At 36.5% G+C, this 22,960-nt stretch carries 17 protein-coding genes; 6 read left to right on the top strand and 11 right to left on the bottom strand.

Going from position 1 to position 22,960, the window contains the following annotated elements:
• Window positions 1-6: 6 nt before the first annotated feature.
• Window positions 7-3,111 carry a SusC/RagA family TonB-linked outer membrane protein gene (locus EV142_RS16865; RefSeq protein WP_132037010.1) on the bottom strand — a complete coding sequence of 1,035 codons (3,105 nt, stop codon included), beginning with the start codon at window positions 3,109-3,111 and terminating at the stop codon, window positions 7-9.
• 37 nt (window positions 3,112-3,148) lie between these two features.
• Entirely contained in the window at window positions 3,149-4,588 is a 1,440-nt protein-coding gene (locus tag EV142_RS16860) for a glycoside hydrolase family 28 protein (protein ID WP_132037009.1), read from the bottom strand.
• A 287-nt stretch (window positions 4,589-4,875) separates the two neighbouring features.
• Between EV142_RS16860 and EV142_RS16855 the strand changes: the two genes are divergently transcribed.
• Complete coding sequence (locus EV142_RS16855; protein WP_132037008.1) at window positions 4,876-5,904, top strand: LacI family DNA-binding transcriptional regulator; 1,029 nt, start codon at window positions 4,876-4,878, stop codon at window positions 5,902-5,904.
• A 746-nt stretch (window positions 5,905-6,650) separates the two neighbouring features.
• Here EV142_RS16855 and EV142_RS16850 read toward each other — a convergent pair.
• The 9 genes from EV142_RS16850 to EV142_RS16810 form a co-directional block, all read right to left on the bottom strand.
• Window positions 6,651-8,273 carry a UxaA family hydrolase gene (locus EV142_RS16850; RefSeq protein WP_132037007.1) on the bottom strand — a complete coding sequence of 541 codons (1,623 nt, stop codon included), beginning with the start codon at window positions 8,271-8,273 and terminating at the stop codon, window positions 6,651-6,653.
• Window positions 8,274-8,275: 2 nt separating this feature from the next.
• Window positions 8,276-9,739, bottom strand: coding sequence for a tagaturonate reductase (locus EV142_RS16845; RefSeq protein ID WP_132037006.1), 1,464 nt, complete (start codon window positions 9,737-9,739; stop codon window positions 8,276-8,278).
• A gap of 214 nt (window positions 9,740-9,953) precedes the next feature.
• A complete protein-coding gene (locus tag EV142_RS16840) occupies window positions 9,954-10,625 on the bottom strand; it encodes a bifunctional 4-hydroxy-2-oxoglutarate aldolase/2-dehydro-3-deoxy-phosphogluconate aldolase (RefSeq protein WP_132037160.1) in 672 nt (223 codons plus the stop codon).
• A gap of 10 nt (window positions 10,626-10,635) precedes the next feature.
• A complete protein-coding gene (locus EV142_RS16835; RefSeq protein ID WP_132037005.1) occupies window positions 10,636-11,658 on the bottom strand; it encodes a sugar kinase in 1,023 nt (340 codons plus the stop codon).
• 186 nt (window positions 11,659-11,844) lie between these two features.
• Window positions 11,845-13,251: a glucuronate isomerase gene (uxaC, locus tag EV142_RS16830; protein WP_132037004.1), complete on the bottom strand. Its 1,407-nt coding sequence runs from the start codon at window positions 13,249-13,251 to the stop codon at window positions 11,845-11,847.
• A gap of 24 nt (window positions 13,252-13,275) precedes the next feature.
• Window positions 13,276-14,070, bottom strand: a complete 795-nt coding sequence (locus EV142_RS16825) for a gluconate 5-dehydrogenase (RefSeq protein WP_132037003.1) — start codon at window positions 14,068-14,070, stop codon at window positions 13,276-13,278.
• Window position 14,071: 1 nt separating this feature from the next.
• Entirely contained in the window at window positions 14,072-14,911 is an 840-nt protein-coding gene (kduI, locus tag EV142_RS16820; RefSeq protein ID WP_132037002.1) for a 5-dehydro-4-deoxy-D-glucuronate isomerase, read from the bottom strand.
• Between the two features lie 99 nt (window positions 14,912-15,010).
• A complete protein-coding gene (locus tag EV142_RS16815; protein WP_132037001.1) occupies window positions 15,011-16,327 on the bottom strand; it encodes an MFS transporter in 1,317 nt (438 codons plus the stop codon).
• Window positions 16,328-16,375: 48 nt separating this feature from the next.
• The gene (locus EV142_RS16810) at window positions 16,376-17,845 is read right to left on the bottom strand and encodes an MFS transporter (RefSeq protein ID WP_132037000.1); all 1,470 of its coding nucleotides are present in this window, start codon (window positions 17,843-17,845) and stop codon (window positions 16,376-16,378) included.
• A 437-nt stretch (window positions 17,846-18,282) separates the two neighbouring features.
• Between EV142_RS16810 and EV142_RS16805 the strand changes: the two genes are divergently transcribed.
• The 5 genes from EV142_RS16805 (at window position 18,283) to EV142_RS16785 (ending at window position 22,836) form a co-directional block, all read left to right on the top strand.
• Window positions 18,283-19,221 (top strand): alpha/beta hydrolase, encoded by a 939-nt coding sequence (locus tag EV142_RS16805; protein WP_238698747.1) that lies wholly within the window; start codon window positions 18,283-18,285, stop codon window positions 19,219-19,221.
• A 660-nt stretch (window positions 19,222-19,881) separates the two neighbouring features.
• Window positions 19,882-20,196 carry a hypothetical protein gene (locus tag EV142_RS16800; protein WP_132036998.1) on the top strand — a complete coding sequence of 105 codons (315 nt, stop codon included), beginning with the start codon at window positions 19,882-19,884 and terminating at the stop codon, window positions 20,194-20,196.
• A 111-nt stretch (window positions 20,197-20,307) separates the two neighbouring features.
• Complete coding sequence (locus EV142_RS16795; RefSeq protein WP_132036997.1) at window positions 20,308-20,871, top strand: 2'-5' RNA ligase family protein; 564 nt, start codon at window positions 20,308-20,310, stop codon at window positions 20,869-20,871.
• A gap of 160 nt (window positions 20,872-21,031) precedes the next feature.
• Window positions 21,032-21,955, top strand: a complete 924-nt coding sequence (locus EV142_RS16790; RefSeq protein WP_132036996.1) for a helix-turn-helix domain-containing protein — start codon at window positions 21,032-21,034, stop codon at window positions 21,953-21,955.
• A gap of 155 nt (window positions 21,956-22,110) precedes the next feature.
• Entirely contained in the window at window positions 22,111-22,836 is a 726-nt protein-coding gene (locus tag EV142_RS16785; RefSeq protein ID WP_132036995.1) for an SDR family oxidoreductase, read from the top strand.
• Window positions 22,837-22,960 lie beyond the last annotated feature (124 nt).

Below are 22,960 nucleotides of genomic sequence, written 5' to 3'. Positions count from 1 at the left end.
TCTTAATTAAAATTTAACACTTATTCCCAATTGCGTCGTAACTGATGCAGGACGATTAACTCCAAAAGGAGATGCAGCCCATTCCGGATCATATCCATCGAAATTTGTAAATACGAATGGATCTAAAACATTTACATACAATCTTAAATTACTCATTCTAAGTCTTTTTAATAATTCGGAATTAAATGTGTACCCTAAAGATATATTTTTAATTTTTACATAAGAAACATCTCTGTAATATCCGAATAAAGAACCCCAGTAAGCCCCTGCACCAGTGGCAACCGGCCCTGGTCTTGGGTTTGTATTATTGGCATTCGACTCAATACCTGCTCCGTTTGTCGGAATAAAGTAATCCATTGCGATCTTTTGACGGCCTCTGTCACTTACATCAGCAAAATTTTGGTGAAAAGTACTCAAAACAGTTTGCCCCTGACTGGTTAATACCGAAAAGTTAAAATCAAAGTTCCCTACCGTTAATTTAGAATATAAACTACTCTGCCATTCCGGATTTACGTTTCCGATTACAGTTCTGTCATCACTATTAAATTTACCATCATTATTCAGGTCTTTTGGTTTTGCCTGACCAGGCAGCATATTATAAGTTGCTGCTTCTGCCTTCTGACTTTCCTGCCAAACACCATCGTATACATAATTGTAATTAGGATTTAACTCTGATCCCAAAATTAATTTATTTCCAATATCATTCACTTTGTCCTGGTTGTAAATGGATTCTAATTTATTTACGTTTTTAGTGAACGTTAAAGTAGTTTCCCAGTTTACAAATTCACTTTTAATAATTTTAGTCGTTAATAAAACCTCGACACCTTTATTGCTTACAGAACCCACGTTGGCAAAAGTATTTTTATATCCTGCTTCAAGAGGTAATTCCTGCTTGTAAATTAACTTGTCTGATAATCTGTCGTAAACATCAACACTACCTGAAATCCTGTTTTTTAAGAAACCGAAATCAAGTCCAAAATTAAGTTCTCTTGTTTTTTCCCAGGTCAGCTCCTGATTGGCTAAATTTTCGGTCTGCCAGCCGGAAACTACATTCGCTCCGTTCGCATAAAAAGTCTGCTGGTTTAATAAAGCCTGAGAAGTATACGGTGCTACGTTATCATTTCCGGTATACCCTAAACTGGCTCGCAGTTTTAGGTCTGAAATTACAGTGCTGTTTTCTAAGAAAGATTCTTTGTTGATTTTCCATCCTAAGGCTACAGAAGGGAAACTCTGCCATTTATTTCCTTCAGACAAAACAGAAGATCCATCCCATCTGGAAGAAGCCGTTAATAAATATTTGTCTCTAAACGTATAATTTAAACGAACGGCATAAGAACTCAATGTATTTTTCTGATAACCTGAACTTACGTTATAACTGGTTTGAATCCCGGATCCCAAATTATTAGACCCTGTATTAAAAGGCTGATTGTTAGAATACAAATAAGAAGTTTCATCTGTATTAGAATACAAACTTTGTAATAACAATACGCTGAAATCATGCACATCAGCAAAAGTTTTTTTCAAATCAATCTGGTTATCCCAGGTGTAATTAAAATTATTGAAGTTTTTAATTGATGCTGAATTTTTCCCATTTAAGGTAACACCTGCATTGGTTTGTGCGCCATAGGCTAAGCTTGTAACCGTATTTTCTATTCCGGCCGCAAATGTTGTTTTAAAGGAAAGCCATTTTAAGGGCTGGTATTGAAAGAATACGTTACCAACACTCTGCCATGTTTTTTCTGTTTGAGAAGAATTGGCGATTTCCATTAACGGGTTGATATTACTGGTCTTATTAATTGCCCACGAACCATCAGGATAGGTTAATTTACCCGGAAGGAAGAATAAATTTCCTACTTGTTCATTTCCGGCAGCATCAACAGCCCATGGAGACATTAGCGGACTAAGTCTGAAAGCATCCTGCATGGCAAGATCACTTCCTAATTGTGTATCAACTCTTGCAATAGTGATGTTAGCACCAGTTGTAAATTTGTCATTTATCTTGTGATTTAACCCTAATTTAAAAGAATATTTATCTGTTGAATCATTGTCGATAAGCCCTTCGTCGCTTTGCACTCCAAAACCTAAATTATAGCTTAAACCGGAATCAGAACGACCGGAAACATTCAAATAATTATTTTGAGTCATCCCTGTTTTAAGAACTGCATCTGCCCAGTCGAAATTGTAACCGCTTTTAGCTCTTGACACTAATAACGGACTTTGATTTCCGGATAAGGTCGCAAGCTGTGCCGGAGTCTGATTTGCAGGTGTTGCGTTCATGTAAGCCACCTGGTGAAATTTCCACCATTCTTCACCGCTCATCATTTTAGGAAGCCTTGCAGCTTCTCTTGTTCCATAAGAAGAATCAAAAGTTACATTGATTCCGGATTTTACGTTTGCACCGCTTTTTGTAGTTACAATAATAACACCGCTCGCTCCTCTTGAACCGTAAATAGCTGCAGAAGAGGCATCTTTTAAAACGTCCATTCTTGAAATATCCTGTGGATTAAGGAAATCAATATTATCAACGGGTACACCGTCTACAACGTATAAAGGAGAAGATCCCACTAAAGAGTTATTTCCTCTGATGACCACTTTAAATCCGTCACCGGAACGTCCTGAAGAAGATGTAATAGTAACCCCAGGCGTACTTCCCTGAATGGCTTCTAAGGCACTTGTTGTATTTCTTTCAGTAATTGTTGCCGCGTTTATTGTACTTACCGAACCTGTTAAATCTGTCTTTTTTACCGTTCCATATCCCACAACAACCACTTCATTTAAGGAGTTTGACTGCTCAGCAAGGCTAACATTTACTTTAGATTTCCCGGCCACACTTACTTCCTGTGTCTGAAAACCTAAATAAGTGATTACCAATATCGCTTTGTTACTGGCTACATTTAATTTAAAACTCCCTTCAAAATCTGTTGAAGTTCCGTTTTTAGTCCCTTTTTCCTGAATATTTACTCCCGGAAGTGATAATCCTGCTGCATCTGTAATTTTCCCCTCAATCACAGTAGACTGAGCACTAACTGTATTGCTCAAAAGGAAATTCAGGAAAAATAAAAATACCACATTGTATTTTATTTTTTTCTTTGATAGTTCTTTAATGTTCATAGCTTATTTAATAGTTTGGTTAATTGATAGTTTTTTTTTAGTTTTTAATTGATTCTACTTTTTTTCCATTGATGTAAGTATTTATAAAATTTAAATTTTTAACATTTTTAAGTGAATAGACCGAATCTACTTTTTCAATTACGACATCTTTAAACGTAATATTTTCTATCGGGGATTCTTTGTAACCATCTGCCAGAATCCCATATTTTCCACCGTTTTTGACTTTGATATTTTCAAGGCTTATATTTCTGATGGCAGGTATAAAGTTTCCTTTTTGGGCTCCATATACGTCATAGGTCATCGTTGCTCTCAAAACACATTCCCTCACTGTTCCTACCTGAATATTCCTTACATATATATCTTCTGTTGTCCCGCCGCGTTTCGAATTGGTTTTGATCCTGATGGCCCTGTCCAGATTTGGACTGTCCATAATGCAATTTTCAACGAAAACATTATTGACTCCAGCTGATATTTCACTGCCCATAACCACTCCGCCGTGACCATCTATCATTTTACAATTTTGAACAATGATATTTTTACTTGGAATGGCAACTCTTCTTCCGTCTGCATCTCTTCCTGACTTGATTGCGATACAATCGTCTCCTGTATTAAAGGTGCAGTTTCTGATAATTATATTCTGGGAATATTCGGGATCACAGCCGTCATTATTTGGTCCGTGACTGTTTACGGTTACGCCGTCAATGATCATGTCTTTTGATTTTATAGGATGCATAACCCAAAAAGGCGCATTGATAATGGTAACATCTTTAATTAAAACCGTATTACATTCGAAGAATTCGATGAAAGTAGGTCGTAAATAACGCCCTTCTCCGAAAACCCTTTCTGAAACCGGAACCCCTTTTTCAGCCATATCGATTAATACATCGCGATTTGTCGGATCATTTTGCGACGGAATTCCTTTTTGCCATCCGTAGTTTTTACCTCCTGACCAAATCCACCAGTTGGTGCTGTTAGCCTGACCGTTAAGAGTGCCTTTACCGGTTATTGCAACATTTGTTTTGTTTTTTGCATAGATAAGAGGAGAATAATTCATCAGCTCCGTTCCTTCCCAGGAGGTATGCACCAAAGGATATTCTTTTGCATCTATACTAAAAAGAATCTCTGCCTGATCTTCTAAATGTAAATTCACATTACTCTCTAAATGAATCGGCCCTGTCAGGTATTTTCCGTTTGGAACAAGTACTTGACCACCACCGTTTTTGGCACATTCTTTAATTGCTTTTTCAAAAGCAAGCGTATTAGAAGTTTTTCCGTCTGATACGGCACCAAAATCCTTTACATTATAAGTCTTATCAGAAAAATGGGTTCCAGGCATGCTTTTTATGATTAAATCCATTTTTTTCCAGGGGTTAGCTTCAGAAATACCGGAAACTTGTTTACCACACGACAAAAAAAGCAGGAATACAAAACCAAAAAGAGTTGTATTTTTTAATGTTAGAGACTTACTTGTAATCATTTATATACTATTTTAAGAGTGGAGGCCAGCAAATGCAACCTTTTATGTAATCGATTACACGAAAGTAAAAAAATAGTTTGATTGCACCAAATTTATTTAGAAAAAATTTATATATTTAATTTTTATTATCTAGTATATTTACACTTAATGTAAAAAAACAGATAATTTATTATGATTGTAACATTGAAAACGTTTGAGATATCAATTATGGTAATCGATAACAATTTTTATTTGTTATAAAAAAAAAAATGTACTTTTGTCCAGTAATTAACTTGAAAACCTTTTGAATGAGCGAAAAAATAACCATTTATGATATTGCCAAGAAATTGAATATCACTGCTGCTACAGTTTCCCGGGCGTTAAATAACAATCCGAAAATAAAAGAGAGCACCCGTGAATTGGTAATCAAAACGGCAGCTTCAATGAATTACAAGCAAAATAAACTTGCTTTGGCGTTAAAAAGTGGTCGCAGTAACAATATAGGTGTTATCGTTCCGCGTATTGACAGCAACTTTTTTGCATCTGTCATCAGAGGAATTGAAGAAGAATTACACCCACACGGCTACCAGGTTATTATTTGCCAGACCCATGAAGATCCAAAAAGAGAAAATGAAAACCTATATACTTTAATTGATGCGCAGGTCGATGGCATATTAATGTCTGTTACGGATGTGGCCAACGAAAACACGGGGGCTTTTCATTATGTATTAGAAAAAAATGTACCTCTGGTGTTTTTTGACAGAAGTAAACATATTGATGGTGTCAGTTCAGTTACAATCAATGACTTTAAGGGAGGTTATATTACCACGAAACACCTGATTGATGAAGGCTGCAGTAAAATTGCTCATTTTTCAGGGGATCAGTCTCTTGAAATTTTCAAAAACAGGTTTTTAGGTTACAAACAAGCTCTATTGGATAACGGAATGACGTTTAATGAAGAATATGTGATTCGCACCAAAAGTAGTGTAGAGTCGGGAAAAGAGGCCGTGAATGTTTTACTACAGCTTAAAACTCCGCCTGATGCTATTTTTTCATCGAGTGATTTTGCTGCTTTGGGAGCTATTCAGGAATTGAAAGATAAAAACATCAGTATTCCTAAACAGTTTTGTGTGGCAGGTTTCAGTAACGAGCCTTTCACAAAATTCATGGAATTGTCGATTACTTCTGTAGATCAGTCTCCTCTTGAAATGGGGAAAATGGCAGCACGCGTTTTTCTGGAACAAGTTGATAAAACCGACACTATTAAAATCGAAAAAAAGGTAGTGCTCGCACCGGAATTACACATTCGTAAATCGTCTTCGAGAACTACTATTTAAATTATTTCTTTACCACATAAGTGATGTAAGTTCATTTTAGCTTTGGGTATTTTTACTGGAGCTTCTAATTCACTTAAACAATATTATGAGACGCACTGCTGTGCGTCTTTTTTTTGCCACTCCCGATAGCTATCGGGATAAAAAATTAAAATAGATTTTTTTACCACGAATTATTAGAGTAAGATTCGTGTAAAATCGTGTAATTCGTGGCAACCTTTATTTTTAAATCATTTACATCACTACAATCTGTGGCTTATATTTTCTTACATCACTTACATGGTAAAACAAGAAAAGATGCACTGCTGTGCGTCTTTTTTTTGCCACTCCCGATAGCTATCGGGATAAAAGATTAAATAGATTTTTTTGCCACGAATTAAACCAATTTACACGAATTATTAGAGTTAGATTCTTGTAAAATCGTATAATTCGTGGCAACTTTTTTTTTAAAATCATTTACATCACTACAATCTGTGGCTTATATTTTCTTCTAATGACTTATATGGTAAAACAACAAAACACGCACTGCTTTGTGTCTTTTTTTTTGCCACTCCCGATAGCTATCGGGATAAAAGATTGAATAGATTTTTTTTCACGAATTTCGTCGAATCTATTACCATATAAGTGATGTAAGTAAATATAAGCCGAATGGATTATGCGCAACGCTAAAATGAACTTACATCACTTACATGGTAAACAAAAAAAAGACGCACAGCGGTGCGTCTCTACATTATATTATGTTGAAAATCTTAAAGTGAAACGCCTCTTTTCCACGGAATAAAATCATTTTGGTTTAAGATTGCTGCTTTGGTTTTAATGGTACCACTTGCAACATCAATAATGAATTCCAGCATTTCATCAGCCATTTCGTCTATGGATTTTTCACCTGTAATAATTCCTCCTGTGTCAATATCAATAATATCGGACATTTTTCTGGCTAACTCACTATTAGACGAAATTTTTACAACCGGTGCAATCGGGTTTCCTGTCGGAGTTCCTAAACCTGTAGTAAACAAAACCATATTGGCTCCGGAACCTACCATTGCAGTGGTACATTCAACGTCATTCCCGGGCGTACAAAGTAACGTTAATCCTGGTTTTGTGATGTATTCCCCATAATCAAAAACACCCGTAATTGGTGAAGTTCCACCTTTTTTAGCAGCTCCTGCAGACTTCATCGCATCGGTAATTAAACCGTCTTTAATATTTCCCGGAGATGGATTCATATCAAATCCTGAACCGGCATCAACAACTGTTTTTTCATACCATTGCATTAAATCCAGAAAACGCTTTCCGCTTTCATCTTCCACACAACGGTTGACCAGTTCCTGCTCTACCCCGCATAATTCAGGAAACTCAGAAAGAATGGTTGTTCCTCCTAAAGCGGCCAGTAAATCTGAAGTTACGCCTAAGGTAGGATTAGCCGAAATTCCCGAGAAACCGTCAGAACCACCGCACTCCAGACCAATGGTTAATTTAGACAAAGGCGCAGGAGTCCTTTGGATGTCGTTTGCTTTTTTAATAGCTTCGAAGGTGTCTTTTACAACACTGCTCAACATGGTTTCAATAGTTCCTATTTGCTGCTGATCGTAAATTAAAACAGGTTTTTTACTGTTTGGATTTATCGCATCCAAAGCATCTTTAAAAATCTGAATCTGAAGATTTTGACAACCCAAACTTAAAACCGTAGCTCCCGCAACATTTGGATTGTTGACATATCCCGCCAGTAATTTGGCCAGACTATGCGAATCCTGACGGATTCCGCCACAACCGCCCTGGTGCGTAATAAATTTTACCTCAATATTATTGAATAAATTAGAATCATTGGAAGCCGCCTCATTACTGGCACCACCGCTTTCTGATTTCACTAAAGAACGAAGCAATAACTGATAATCATTTTCTTTAGGCTTCATTAACTCTTTTTCGAAGATATCTTTTAAGATTTCGATGTTTCTGTTTTCACAAAAAACCAAAGGAAAAAACAACCATACATTTTCAGTACCGACTTGTCCGTCTTCTCTGTGATAGCCCAGAAAAGTCCGGTCTTTCCATTTATCGATATTGGGTTTTGTCCACCCAATAGTTTCCGTTTTACCGGTCACTTTATCACTTTCGTGTTTGACATTTACCGTAGAAAGCAATCCGCCTTTTTCGATTCTGGCACTTGATTTTCCAACCAAAACGCCGTACATAATAATTCTGTCTCCGATTTCTAAAGGAAGTAAAGCAATTTTATGCTTCATTTTTACATCAGATTCAATTGTAATAGCTTCACCTTCAAAGTTAATCACCTCTCCAGCCAACAGATCTACTAAAGCTACCGCTACATTATCAGTAGGATTAACTTTTATTAATTTTTTTTGCGTTTCCATAACTATTGTATGTGAGTTACTGAATTTATTTTTTTAAAATTGGCAAAACCTTGTTCTACACCATTTTCATCAATTTCTTTTAATGCTTTTGCAATAGCTTCCGTTAAAGAAGGAACAGCCGTTAAATCGGCATCCCAGAAATTTTTATTCTGCAAGGTAAGTGTCGCTATTTTATTATAATCATTTGATTTCCAAACTTCATTAAAAAAAGCAATAATATCTTCGCTGTCGTTCAGGGGCAAAGTTTCACCTTTCCATGTTCCCTGGTAAAAACGAATTAAACAGGCAAAGGCAAATGTCAGATGAACCGGCAATTTTTTATGAATGGCAACATATTCCGTCAAACTTGGCAAAACACGTACTTTGAATTTCGAAATTGAATTTAAAGCAATGGAAGACAATAAGTGCTTGATAAAAGGATTTCTGAAACGGTCCAGAATTTCTTCAGCAAAACTGGTTAATTCTGCTTTGTCCATATTCAGTGTGTCATTGATTTCATCAAAAACAGCTTTGTTTACGAAATCTCCTGTAAATGAATTATCAACGGTTTCTTTAACGGTTTCATTTCCATAAAGCAATGAAAAAGGAACCATAGCGGTATGTGCCCCATTTAAAATTCGAACTTTTCGGGTACGATAGGGCTGCATATCCTCCACTATTTTTACATCTAAATCTGTTTTTTCAAACGGAAGTTTTGCTTTTAAGGCATCGTCACCTTCAATCACCCACAAAAAGAAACTTTCTGCACTTACAATCAAATCATCTTTATACGACAATTGACTGTTGTATTCTTCAATCTGATCTTTTGGATATCCCGGAACAATTCTGTCTACTAAAGTATTGTGAAATGAACAACTGTTTAAAAGCCAGAAAATAAAGTCCTGACCCAGTTTCCATTCTGTTGCATATTTTAAAATAATTTCTTTTAAAGTATCTGAATTATAATTAATGAGCTCACAAGGAATAATGGTTAATCCTTTGGATTCATCTCCGTTAAAATGCTTAAATCGTTCTTGTAAAAGTACCGTTAATTTTGCCGGAAAAGAAACCGGAGGCTGCATTGTCGGAAGGTCTGATGATATATACTCAATACCTGCTTCTGTCGTATTTGATATAATGAAAGCCAACTCTTCTTCTTTGGCCAAAGCCAGATATTCCTGAAAAGAGGCATAAGGATCAATTGCTCTTACAATATTGGTAATCAATTCTTTTTCCTGAATTTCCTGTCCTTTCTTCACCCCTTTCATAAACAAAGTGTACAAACCATCCTGAGCATTGATCATATTCACCAGGCCTTTATCGATCGGCTGTACGACAGCAATTCCTGCATTGAAACCGGCTTCCTTATTTAATTTCTGAATAGCATATTCTACAAAAGCCCTCAAGAAATTACCTTCTCCAAATTGTACAATTTTTATTGGAAGCTTATTTGAAAACTCCGAATTTGATCTGTTTATTTTTTCCATTATAAATTCTTTAAAGCATTATAAACAATCATAGTAAAGACTTATTTAGCTTTATTTTTTTTAATTGTAAAAGAAGCATTACACCTGAATGAGTAAAATAAAATTTGCTGTGAGGAGTGACAAGATTTATTTTGCAAGCGTAATGCTCTGTTACAATATCTAAAAACTTTTAAAAAAATTGCAAGCCAAATAAGGAACAGGTATGATTATTCCTTTATTTATTTTTAATATTTTTGATGATCTCCAGCACCTGACTCACTTTCGTTTTCAAGCCGTCAAAATCATTGTTATCGAGTATCTCTTTTGAAATTAATTGCGAACCCAAGCCCACACAAAATGCGCCTGCGCCAATCCAGGAAGTAAGACTTTCTACAGTGGGTAAAACACCTCCTGTTGGCATAATACTCGTCCACGGGCAAGGTCCTTTTACGGCTTTTATAAACTCCGGGCCATAAATATCCCCGGGGAATAATTTTACGATTTCACAACCTAACTCTTCTGCTCTGGCAATTTCCGTCAGCGTTCCGCAGCCTGGTGACCACAATACTTTACGACGGTTACAGGCAATTGCAATATCTTCCCTAAACACGGGGGTTACAATAAAATTGGCTCCCAACTGCATGTATAAAGACGCAGCAGCAGCATCTGTCACTGATCCTACACCTAACATCATTCCCGGTAATTCAGTCAAAGCGTATTTATTTAAAGCTCCGAATACTTCAAAAGCAAAATCACCTCGGCTCGTAAATTCCATTAATCTGGAACCTCCGTCATAACAGGCCTTCAGTACTTTTTTGCTCACTTCGATATCAGAATGAAAAAACAACGGAACCATTCCGTTTTCTTTCATTTGCGAAGCCACTTCAATTCTTGAATATTTTGCCATTTTATACTTATTATCTTGATACCAGTCCGGCAGAATCGCCATCCAGCATATTTTCAACTTCTTTTAGTGTCACCAAATTGTAATCCCCGGCAATGGTATGTTTTAAACAACAAGCTGCAACCGCAAAATCTAAAGCTCTCTGGTTATTATTCTCATATTCTGACAAACCATAAATCAATCCGCCCATAAAAGCATCACCACTGCCTACACGGTCTATGACCGGAGTAACTTCTTTTACAGCAGCCTGATAAATTGCTTTTCCGTCAAACAAAACGCCACCGATTCGTTGGTGCGAGGCACTTACAGAATAACGAAGCGTTGAGGCCGCAATTTTTAAATTCGGAATCAGTTCGAATAATTTAGTGTACAAAACCGGAAGTGATTTTTCGTCCTGATAATTGGGATTTACTTTCGGAATTCCCAACATAAAATACGCCGTATCAATATCCCCAAGAATTACATTACTGTATTGCAGCATTTCGGGCATTACATCGCTTGGTGTTTTGCCATATTGCCATAATTTTGATCGGTAATTTAAGTCACATGAAATGGTGATTCCCTTTTTGTGGGCTACTTTTATAGCTTCCAGGCAAGCTTCGGCAGCACTCTCTGAAATCGCCGGAGTGATTCCGCTCCAGTGAAACCAGCTGGCCCCTTCTAAAACTTTTTCCCAGTCAATACTTCCTTTCTGAATAGTTGCCATAGAACTGTGCGCACGGTCGTAAACCACATTACTGCCGCGTGTTCCTGCTCCGGTTTCCAGAAAATAGATTCCTAAACGTTCGCCTCCAAAAACAATGTTTTTAGACTCTACGTTCATTTTTCGCATTTCCTTTAAGGCAGAAGCCCCAATTTCGTTTTCAGGCAATCTGGTCACAAACTCTGCATTTATACCATAATTTGCCAGTGAAACACAAACGTTAAATTCGCCGCCTCCATAAGAAGCCCCAAACTCTTTTGCCTGTGAAAAACGCAGGTGTCTCTCTGTCGAAAGACGCAACATAATTTCGCCGAATGCAACTACTTTATTCATACTAATTTGTTTGTTTTTACCAGTAAGAGATTAAGAAAATTATACTTGAATCTTAGTGGTTATTTTTTATTTTGCCACTCCCAATAGCTATCGGGATAAAAGATTAAAAGGATTCTTAAAATTAAATCTGCTCAATCTGCCAGATCTGCGGGCTTAAAATTCTTTCTTCTCTATTCTTTCTTCTTATTAAAACTTGAAATATTCTTTTGCGTTATTATAGGATATATCCTGAACCAGTTTTCCGATCCATTCCATATCGTTTGGAAGCTCGCCTCTTTGAATTTCGTCTCCCAGAAGATTACAAAGAATTCGTCTGAAATATTCGTGTCTCGGGAAAGATAGAAAGCTTCTCGAATCCGTCAGCATTCCAACAAAACAGCTGATTAATCCCATGTTGGAAAGCGCGTTTAATTGTTTTGTCATTCCGTCTTTCTGGTCTAAAAACCACCATCCGGAGCCGAACTGTACTTTTCCCCTGACGCTTCCATCATTGAAATTTCCAATCATGGTCGCCATTACTTCATTGTCAGCCGGATTTAAGTTATAAATAATTGTTTTGGTCAATTTATCTTTACTGTCCAAAGCGTTTAAAAATGACGATAGTTTTTGTGCCTGCGGATAATCTCCAATAGAATCCCAGCCTGTATCAGGTCCTAAAATTAGGTGCATACGAGCGTTATTATTACGCAACGCTCCTAAGTGAAATTGTTGTACCCAGCCTTTTTCATGATAGGTTTCGGATAAAAACAACAATATGGAACTTTGGAATTTCAAAGCTTCTTCAGGAGTTATAATTCTGTTTTCTCTTTTCTTTTTGAAAATCACATTGACTTCAGCTTCCGTAAACTCTTCAAAATAAATCTGATCTAAACCATGGTCGCTTAATTTACAGCCATTTTGAGCAAAGAATTCTATTCTGTTTTTCAAGGCGTCGCATAAATCAGAATAGGCATGAATCGCAATTCCCGATATCTCCCCTAAGGTGTCCAGATAGGCATTATATCCGTCATTTGAAATCAAAATAGCTTTGTCAGGCCTGAAAGCAGTACTCACTTTTGTTCCGAAAGGGTTTTTAGCAATTTTTTGATGATGCTCTAAATTGTCTATCGGATCTTCAGTCGTACAGACCAATTCCGCATTTACTTTTTTAAGAAGATTTTGCGTGCTGTAGGCTTCTGAGTTAATTTTCTCCGAAGTTTCGATATAGATTTTCTCTGCTGATTTTTCATTCAACAAATCATAAATATCAAAATAACGTGCCAGTTCCAGATGTGTCCAGTGATACAAAGGGTTACGCATCGTGTACGGAACCGTTTTTCCCCAGTTTAAGAATTTGTCTTTATCGGAACCGCTTCCGGTAACAAACTGCTCGCTGATACCCAACGTACGCATGGCGCGCCATTTGTAGTGATCCCCGTTTATCCAAACCTGTGTAATATTGTCAAAGATTTTATCTTCGGCAATAAACTGAGGATTTAAATGATTGTGGTAATCTATAATAGGCTGATTTTTAGAATAATTGTGATACAACTCTTCAGCATATTTATTTTCCAGTAAAAAATTATCGTTTATGAAGGTCTGATTAGCGCTCATGTCTTTTAAAATATAAGTTGAGAATTATTCTTCGTTTGAAGGTTTTCCAATGGTTGCAAGGATTCCGCCATCAACATATAAAATATGACCGTTGACAAAATCACTGGCTTTTGAAGATAAAAATATCGCTGCTCCGGCCAGATCACCGGGATCTCCCCATTTTGCAGCCGGCGTTCTGCTGATTATAAAATCATTAAACGGATGTCCGTCTACCCGGATTGGTTTGGTTTGTTCTGTAGCAAAATACCCCGGACCGATTCCGTTGATCTGAACATTGTATTTTGCCCATTCCGTAGCCATATTTTTCGTCAGCATTTTCAAACCGCCTTTTGCGGCAGCATAAGCTCCTACTGTATTTCGGCCTAATTCGCTCATCATCGAGCAAATGTTGATTATTTTTCCCTGTCTTCTTTCAATCATTCCTTTGGCAACATGCTTTGAAACAATAAAAGGGCTTACCAGGTCAATATCGATTACTTCTTTAAAATCAGCCACTTCCATTTCAATTAGCGGAATTCTTTTAATGATTCCGGCATTGTTAATTAAAATAGCAATTGGTCCGACTTCACTTTGAATTTTCTCAACCGCAGCCATCACTTCCTGCTCGTCTGTTACATTAAATTTATAACCAACCGCATTGATTCCTTCGTTTTGAAGTTCTTTTACGGCATCATCAATTTTTTGCTGAGAAGAGTTGCCATTGACCACAATTATCGCTCCCGCCTGCCCCAGTCCTTTTGCCATTGCCATTCCCAGCCCGTGTGTGCTTCCTGTGATAAGGGCAATTTTTCCGTTTATATCAAATAATGAATTTGTCATCTTATCTTAAATCTGTGATTTTACAAACATCCATATCTCCGTAATCTAAATTTTCACCTGCCATTCCCCAGATAAAAGTATAATTACTGGTTCCTGAACCGGAATGAATAGACCAGGGCGGAGAAATTACAGCCTGATGATTGTTCATCCAGATATGTCTCGTTTCCTGAGGCTGTCCCATAAAATGACAAACTGCCTGATTTTCCGGAATATCCAGATAGAAATAAACTTCCATTCTGCGATCGTGAACATGTGCCGGCATCGTATTCCAGACACTTCCCGGTCTCAATTCTGTCATTCCCATCTGCAATTGGCAAGTGGTTACAACACTTCCTATAATCATTTGGTTCACGGTACGGTGATTTGCCGTTTCCATTGTACCCAATTCTAATTTATTGGCTTCTGCCAGACTCACTTTTACCGTTGGGTAACTGGTATGAGCCGGTGCAGAGTTGATGTAATACTTAGCAGGATTATTGCTGTCGCTACTTTTAAAAACGACTTCTTTATTACCGCTGCCGACATATAAAGCATCTTTAAATCCTAGTTCATATGATTTTCCTTCCACGATAACGGAACCACTTCCTCCAACATTGATAATTCCAATTTCTCTTCGTTCCAAAAAATACGGAGCTTTAAGAGGATCAATAGTCTCTAATATTAATTCACTTTTTACCGGAACTGCTGAACCCGCAATATATCGGTCATAATGAGAGTAGACTAATACAATTTCGTCCTCCTTCATTAAATCATCAATTAAGAATTCATCTCTTAATTGTTGTGTATCATATTTTTTGACCGCTTCCGGACTTGATGCGTATCTTGAGCTATATTTTGTCATAATTCTTCATTTAATGTAATCGATTGCACAAAATTATATTTTTATATTTAAAAACCATAATTCTAACTAAAATTTATTTTAATTTTAGCATTTAATGAATTATAATTCAACCTTCTTCATTCTCGGAACCAGCAAATGCATGATGAGCCATGCCAGCAAATAAGATGCACCACAAATACAAAACATGATAAAATATCCCGTTTCTATCTGGCCGATTTTCGTATAATAAACGAACATATTTTTCTGAACCACCAAAGTCAGCAGAATTCCGCCCAGCGCTCCAAACATACCACCGATTCCTGTTACGGAAGCAGTTGCTTTTTTCGGAAACATATCTGATACCGTTGTAAAGATATTTGCCGACCATGCCTGATGTGCCGAAACTGCAAAACCTATTACCAAAACGGCCAGCCACATATTGATTGCGCCTAAATACTGGGAAAATAATACCGGTAAAACAGCAAAGGCATAAAGCAGCATACTGATTTTACGGGCTTTATAAGCCGGCCAGTTGTTATTGATTAATTTTAACGGAAGCCAGCCTCCTCCAATACTGCCAATACTGCCAATCATGTAAACTAAAGCACAAGGCCAGATGATTTCGGTAGAAGAGAGTTTGTATTGTTTCATTAAGAAATCCGGCAACCAGAACAAATAAAACCACCAAACCGGATCTGTCAATAATTTCCCAATGGCAAAAGCCCAAGTCTGACGAAAAGACAATAACTTTCTCCAGGATACTTTTTCGGTATCTTCCGATTCAGTAGTTTCTACTTTATCAGAAGTGATATAATTTAGTTCCGCCTGAGACAAACGTTTTTGTTTTTGAGGGATTTCATAAAGAAGAAACCACAAAACCAACCAGACAAAACCAACAATTCCTGTTAGGATAAAAGCCCATTGCCAGCCATAATTTTCGGCGATAAAAGGCACGGTCAACGGAACAATTATGGCTCCTATATTACTGCCTGAATTAAATATTCCTGTGGCTAATGCTCTTTCTTTTTGTGGAAACCATTCTGCCGTAGCTTTTATGGCTGCAGGAAAATTTCCTGCTTCTGTGATTCCTAAAAACACACGGGCTATCAAAAATCCTCCCGTACCAGTTGCCAGTGCATGGCCTATAGCAGCCAGACTCCACAGACCAGTAGCAATTGCATAGCCTAATTTGGTACCCAATTTATCTATAATGCCTCCGGCAACCAGCATACCCAATGCATATGCGATTTTAAAAGCCAATTCAATATTAGAATAATCAATAACTTCCTGTTCCGGAGTCCAATGAAAAGCCTCTGCCAAAAAAGGGCGTAAATAACTAATTACATTTCGATCTAAATAATTTACGGTCGTAGCAAAAAATACTAAACCACATATTGTCCAGCGATACTTTCCGATTGCTGCATTAGCCTGATTCATATTTAATTGGTTTGGTTGGTTGATTAGTTAGTTGGTTGGTTAAATCTCTTAAAGATCAGTAATCGGTCTGTATTTAGGAACCAGTGATTTCATTACGATCCAGCCAGTTAAATAACACACGGCACAAATAGAGAAAATGATAAAATATCCCGATTCAATTCCATGAAAACCCATGAAAGTCATATTGGTTTCCTTGGCATGATCAAATAATAATCCCGAACCTTTGTTGATTATAGTAGAACCCACTCCTCCTGCCAAACCACCAATTCCGGTAATGGTTGCAATTGCTTTTTTAGGAAACATATCTCCCACAGTGGTAAAAATATTTGCCGACCAGGATTGATGCGCTGCCCCGGCAATTCCAATAATAATTACCGGAATCCAGTAACTTATATATCCTAAAGGCTGAGCGATTAAGGCTAATAATGGAAAAAAAGCAAAGATCAGCATGGCTCTCATTCTTCCTTCGTAGGGGTTCATTCCTTTTTTCTCTACAAAATAAGTGGGCAGCCAGCCTCCGATAATAGAAAGCAGCGTAATCATGTATAAAACAAATAATGGCAGAGCTGCTTCTGTAGAATCCATTCCGTAAACAGAACTCAGGTAAGCCGGAGTCCAGAATAAGAAAAACCACCAGACACCATCTGTCATGAATTTACCAAAAGCAAATGCCCATGTTTGTTTGTATTTAAAGCAATCTACAAAAGACACTTTTGTCGAAGTATCAGGCACGTAACCCACTATTTTAGCATCAGCAATATCATCCTGCTGAATGTATTCTAATTCTGCGGCACTAACTCTTTTATGTCTTTCCGGTTTATCATACATAAAAACCCAGAATCCCATCCAGACAAAACCTAAAGCTCCAATGATAATAAAAGCCATTTCCCACCCGAAAGATTTTGCAATAAACGGAATTGAGATGGGAGCTGCTAAAGCCCCAACTGTTGCTCCGGCATTAAATATACTGGTAGAAAAAGCCCTGTCTTTTTTAGGAAAATATTCTGCTGTAGTTTTTATGGCTGCCGGAAAATTTCCTGCCTCTCCCACCGCCAATACAAAACGGGCAAATATGAATAAAGCCACACTTACATTAATCACCAAACCTGTATCTTTTACTAAATGAATAATTTCTCTAGCACCTTCAAAACCAACAAACCAATTCCCTGTCATTATTCCTGCCGTTGCAATTCCGCAAAAAGCATGTAAACAAGCTCCGAGAGACCAGATCCCGATGGCCCACAGAAATCCTTTTTTAGTATCCAGCCAATCCACAAACCTTCCGGCGAACAAGAGTGATACTGCATAAAAAATAGAAAATAATGCGGTAATATTTCCGTAATCATTATTGGTCCAGTGAAACTCAGGCGCAATAAAATCATTCCAGGTCAAAGAAAGTACTTGTCTGTCCAAATAATTGATGGTAGTGGCAAAAAACAACAAGGCACATATACTCCAACGATATTTCCCTACGGAGGTGTTTTTCTGACTGATAGTAACTGAATTGGTCTGGTTCATAGTAAAGGTTTTTTGGTATAATTTATATTTCCGGTAAACAATTTCAATAAATTAAATTAGCTTCTTGCAGTATTCATAATCAACATTAAATGCAACAAAAAATCAAATAATGTAATCGATTGCACAAATATAGTTTTAAATCTTTATAATCCAAATAAATTGCATATAAAATTATTTTATTATGATAAATAAACACATCGCACAAAAAACAGAATGCTAAATTACATATTAAACAATATATTTGTTAAATAACAATAGCTAAAAAAAATCCGTTTAACGTGTCAAAATTGTCCTGAAATTACTCCATTTGTAACATTTTCCATGTGTTTTTTAGTGTAAAAACTACAGTTGTTTGTAAATTGGGATAAAAGGGAAACAATAAAACCTTAAATTTGAATTTCATGTACGAAAGCAAACCTTACAAAACTCTCATAAAATTGAAAAAATTAAAAAACCTTATCTTAAAAAATGCACTCCTGAATCTGCTTTTATTGTTGGGAATGCTAAATCAATTACAGGCACAAAATCAGATTATACCGCTTTGGAATAAGATACCGGGAGAGATCAAAGCTCAGGATTACACCGAAAAAGAAACTGTAAAAGACGGTAAAGTACAGAGTACAACTTTAGTTACAACACCAACGCTAACCGTTTTTTTACCCAAAGAAAGCAAGCCCAGTCAAACCGCTGTCGTTATTTTTCCGGGTGGCGGATACATGCATTTGGCCATTGATAAAGAAGGTACAAAAGTCGCTGAATGGTTTAATAGTCTGGGAATCGTGGCTTTTGTACTAAAATACCGATTACCGAGTGATTTAATAATGAAAGACAAAACGATCGGACCATTGCAGGACGCGCAGGAATCGATACGTTATATCAGACAAAATGCCTCTAAATGGAATATTGACCCGAATAAAGTTGGAGTTCTGGGTTTCTCTGCAGGCGGACATCTGGCTTCTACGCTAGCTACCCATTATGATGATAAAGTATATGAAACTACCTCTAAAGTAAGTGCACGCCCTGATTTTGCTCTTTTGATTTATCCCGTAATTTCTATGCAAAATGAAATCACCCATAAAGGTTCACAAACTAACTTACTGGGGCAAAATCCTTCTTCGGAATTAATTGATTCTTTTTCTAATGAAAAAAAGGTAACCGCTCAGACTCCTCCAACATTTCTGATACACGCTACAGATGATGGCGCCGTTTTACCTGAAAACAGCATTAATTACTATCTGGCACTTAAAAAAAATAAAGTTACAGCCGAGTTACATTTATATGAAAATGGCGGCCACGGCTTCGGATTGGGCATTGGAGACACCAATAAATACTGGACTAAACAATGTGAAGACTGGCTAAAAAGCAATAAGTTCTAAAACTGATCATTCTAAAATAAAGCCATAACAAATGAGGCTGTCTGTAAATGTGGCTATAAAGAGGTATCCCATTTTTCGGCAGCTTTTAAAAATTACTATGGTTGTTCACCTCAAAAATTTAAAATCAACCGGGACGTCATCCAATTATGGATTAAAAGACCGCTCTTATTAAAATAAAAAAAAGTCTATAGATCCGGCTAAACAAATAACCAAATCTATAGACCATAGAAAAACAGACTTTATTGTATTATTACAAAGCAACCACGATCAAATGAATCTATCCAATTTTTCTTTTAACTAAATTGTTTTTCTCCAAAAAAACAGTAACACAGAAGCCTCAATACTGACTGAAAAGGCAAAAAACATAGATCACATTCCGCTTCTGTGATACAAATTTACATGGTCTGATATAGAAATAATTACGGTTTCCCACATTCTAACAAAATCTTTTCAATAATTTATAATTTTACAATTGTAGTTCCTTGTATCAGATCAAGTTAGCAATCCATCCAAAGACATAAATTTGTCAAATATTTTTTTACCACTGAACATTTGAGACTGAACATTTGAGACTGAGACTGAGACTTAAAAAAAAATCTTAATCCAGGTTAAGTTGAAATTATTATTAATCCAATAAATTTGTCAAACAAACTACTGATTATGAAAACACTTGAATTCTTAATACTCGGAAAAAACGAAGCCATTTTAACCATTCTGCTAAGACTTGTCAATGCTAATGAAAACTGGAATGCTGTTGGTTTTAGTGACGAAAATGAAGCACAGGACTATTTTCTGGCAAACAAAATTGATATGGTCTTGTTAAGTTCTGCCATCGAGGATCATGTCGAAAAAGAGTTCACTTCATTTTGTTTAAAACACCATCCGGAAGTAGAAGTAATAGAACATTTTGGCGGCGGAAGCGGATTATTGCAATCTGAAATCTACCACAGGTTGCACTTAAAAGGAAAACTATAGAACTGATCTTGAGTTTCAGGTTTAAGGTTTCCAAATTCTCTCATTTTCACATTATCCAATTATCTAATTACCATTATTAACTCTAAATTTGTCTCAACCAAAACTGATGAAATGGAGAAAAAGTATTCTGTTGCCATTTATCCCTCGCAAGATGTAATCGTTGCGATCAAAACCCTTAAAGATTATCTGGAAACCAAAATTGGCTGGTACAACAGTAAAAATTCGACCGCCCATATCACAATTTGTGAATTTACCATTGATGATTCTCAAATAGAAATATACAAACAAAAGGTTTTTAGAATCTGCGATACATTTACTCCTTTTCCCGTTTATCTGGATCATTTTGGGTCTTACGAAAATAGCGGTGCCTTTTTTATTGCTCCGAATGAAGATTCCAAAAACAATTTAAAGCCGATCATGAAAAAAACACATGAAGTTTTAAAACCTTTAAAACTAAAAAAGAGCGAAGATCCACACCTGTCTATTGGCCGAAGATTAACTCCCGAAAATCTTAAAATAGCATCGCAGCTTTTTACTACAATAGCTATTGATTTTTTATGTTGTGAAATTGTTTTGCGCGAATTAGATCCTGTTAAGAGACAGTTTTTTGTTATTGATACTTTTTCTTTTGGCAGTAATCCGCAAGCGGAATTAGTCCAGGGAAGTTTGTTTTGAAATTTGAAAATTTGAAAATTAGATAATGAGAATTAGATAATGAGAGAATTTTGAAACTTGAAACTTCAAACTTGAAGCCTCAAACTTGAAGCCTCAAACTTGAAGCCTCAAACTTGAAACCCAAAACAAATTTCGTATATTTGAATTTTACAATTCTTTTATGAAATCACTAGACTCATTTTACCAGGACATTACTGAAGGTTCATCTGTTGAACCGAGTTCGTTATTACCCAACGACATTAAAAAGGAAATTGGTCATTTTAATGTGTTTGACATTAAAGAACTTTTAGACAGGCTCCAGGGGAAATCCATTATGCCGTATGACCGGAGGGCTTATTATAAAATAAGTCTGATAAAAGGAAAAAACAGGGCTGAATATGCAGACAAAATCATTGAAATAGAGCAGCATGCGCTCTTATTTGCAACTCCCAAAATCCCCTATAATTATCTTCCCCAGGACACGAATCAATCCGGGCAGTTTTGCGTGTTTACGAGTGAATTTCTTTCCAAAAACAAAAGCGGAATTGACCTTGACGAACTGCCTATTTTTGCAACGGACGGTTATCCTGTTTTTCAGTTATCTGATGAAGAAGTTATCGAAGTAGAACTGATATTCAACAAAATACAAAAAGAAATCAATTCCGATTACGTTTACAAGTATGATTTGATTCGGAATTATGTTGCCGAATTAATTCACTTTGGACAAAAGCTTCAGCCTCTAACAGCCTTATATTCGAAGCACAATTCTGCTGCCAGGGTTTCTTCTTTATTTGCCGAATTATTAGAAAGACAATTCCCCATAGAATCTCCGCATCAGAGACTTATGCTCAGAACAGCAAAGGATTTTGCCGAAAGGTTATCCGTGCATGTCAATCACCTGAATAAGGTTTTAAAAGAAAATACCGGAAAAACGACCACTGAATTAATCAGCAGCCGATTAACCAGCGAAGCCAAAATTCTTTTAAAACAAACCGACTGGAACATTTCTGAAATTGCGTATTCTTTAGGTTTTGAAGAACTGGCGCATTTTTCTAATTTCTTTAAAAAACAAACCACCTTTACCCCTTTAGCTTTTAGAAGCTGATTTTAGGTTTGGAATTTGGAATTTGGAATTTGGAGTTTGAAATTTAGCTTTTAAATATTCATGATTTGAATTTTGCAAATAACGGTTTGATATTTACAATTCCCCAATACTACTTCACTCCTACCTTTGTCTTATCAATTTAAAAGATCGAAAAGATGAATTTATCAAACAACAAAATTTTAATCACCGGTGGTGCAACCGGTATTGGTCTGGGACTTACACAACGATTTATTGAAGAAAATAATACTGTAATTATTTGTGGTCGAAGAGAATCGGTTTTGAATGAAGTTAAGGCTCAGTTTCCGGCTGTACTAACCAAAGTATGTGATTTGTCTGTTGAGGCAGAGCGTGTAGCGCTTTACGAATGGATTAACGAAAATCACAGCGACTTAAATGTATTAATCAACAATGCAGGAATTCAGAAATGGGTTTCGGTTACGGATGCTGATTTTTACGAAAGCGCTAAAGCCGAAATCAATACGAATATTGAAGCACCATTGCATTTGACTTCTTTATTTATGAATTTAAAATCACTTACGACGGTGATGAATGTGACGTCGGGGCTGGCTTTTTCACCTTTTGCAAAAATTCCGGTATACTCGGCCACAAAAGCTTTTTTCCGTTCGTTTACGCTTTCACTTCGTCATATCCTGAAATCAAAAAATATTGAAGTGATCGAAATTATTCCACCGGCACTAAACACGAATCTTGGCGGAACCGGTCTTCACGATGCGCATCCGAGTGTGAGCAGTTTTATCGAATCTATTTTTGAGCAATTGAAAGACGGAAGGAGCGAACTTACTTTTGGAACCAGCGAAACACGATTAAACGCAAGTGCTGAAGATTTGAGAAATCATTTTAATGCAATGCATTCTAATTAAGATAACACTTCTCTATGTTTTTCTTTCTCTCGCAGATTTAGCAGATTTAGGGGATTTTTTAAATTTTAAATCTACTAATCCGCGATAGCATTTCAATACAAATAATCAAAATTTAAAAACAACT

Origin of the sequence: Flavobacterium circumlabens, from assembly GCF_004345565.1 — a bacterium.
Classification (GTDB): domain Bacteria; phylum Bacteroidota; class Bacteroidia; order Flavobacteriales; family Flavobacteriaceae; genus Flavobacterium; species Flavobacterium circumlabens.
This window is presented reverse-complemented; position numbering and strand designations above follow the sequence as displayed.

Coding starts and splice junctions, on each gene's coding strand:
- EV142_RS16865 (WP_132037010.1), bottom strand. CDS start 3,111: ATGAACATTAAAGAACTATCAAAGAAAAAAATAAAATACAATGTGGTA.
- EV142_RS16860 (WP_132037009.1), bottom strand. CDS start 4,588: ATGATTACAAGTAAGTCTCTAACATTAAAAAATACAACTCTTTTTGGT.
- EV142_RS16855 (WP_132037008.1), top strand. CDS start 4,876: ATGAGCGAAAAAATAACCATTTATGATATTGCCAAGAAATTGAATATC.
- EV142_RS16850 (WP_132037007.1), bottom strand. CDS start 8,273: ATGGAAACGCAAAAAAAATTAATAAAAGTTAATCCTACTGATAATGTA.
- EV142_RS16845 (WP_132037006.1), bottom strand. CDS start 9,739: ATGGAAAAAATAAACAGATCAAATTCGGAGTTTTCAAATAAGCTTCCA.
- EV142_RS16840 (WP_132037160.1), bottom strand. CDS start 10,625: ATGGCAAAATATTCAAGAATTGAAGTGGCTTCGCAAATGAAAGAAAAC.
- EV142_RS16835 (WP_132037005.1), bottom strand. CDS start 11,658: ATGAATAAAGTAGTTGCATTCGGCGAAATTATGTTGCGTCTTTCGACA.
- uxaC (WP_132037004.1), bottom strand. CDS start 13,251: ATGAGCGCTAATCAGACCTTCATAAACGATAATTTTTTACTGGAAAAT.
- EV142_RS16825 (WP_132037003.1), bottom strand. CDS start 14,070: ATGACAAATTCATTATTTGATATAAACGGAAAAATTGCCCTTATCACA.
- kduI (WP_132037002.1), bottom strand. CDS start 14,911: ATGACAAAATATAGCTCAAGATACGCATCAAGTCCGGAAGCGGTCAAA.
- EV142_RS16815 (WP_132037001.1), bottom strand. CDS start 16,327: ATGAATCAGGCTAATGCAGCAATCGGAAAGTATCGCTGGACAATATGT.
- EV142_RS16810 (WP_132037000.1), bottom strand. CDS start 17,845: ATGAACCAGACCAATTCAGTTACTATCAGTCAGAAAAACACCTCCGTA.
- EV142_RS16800 (WP_132036998.1), top strand. CDS start 19,882: ATGAAAACACTTGAATTCTTAATACTCGGAAAAAACGAAGCCATTTTA.
- EV142_RS16795 (WP_132036997.1), top strand. CDS start 20,308: ATGGAGAAAAAGTATTCTGTTGCCATTTATCCCTCGCAAGATGTAATC.
- EV142_RS16790 (WP_132036996.1), top strand. CDS start 21,032: ATGAAATCACTAGACTCATTTTACCAGGACATTACTGAAGGTTCATCT.
- EV142_RS16785 (WP_132036995.1), top strand. CDS start 22,111: ATGAATTTATCAAACAACAAAATTTTAATCACCGGTGGTGCAACCGGT.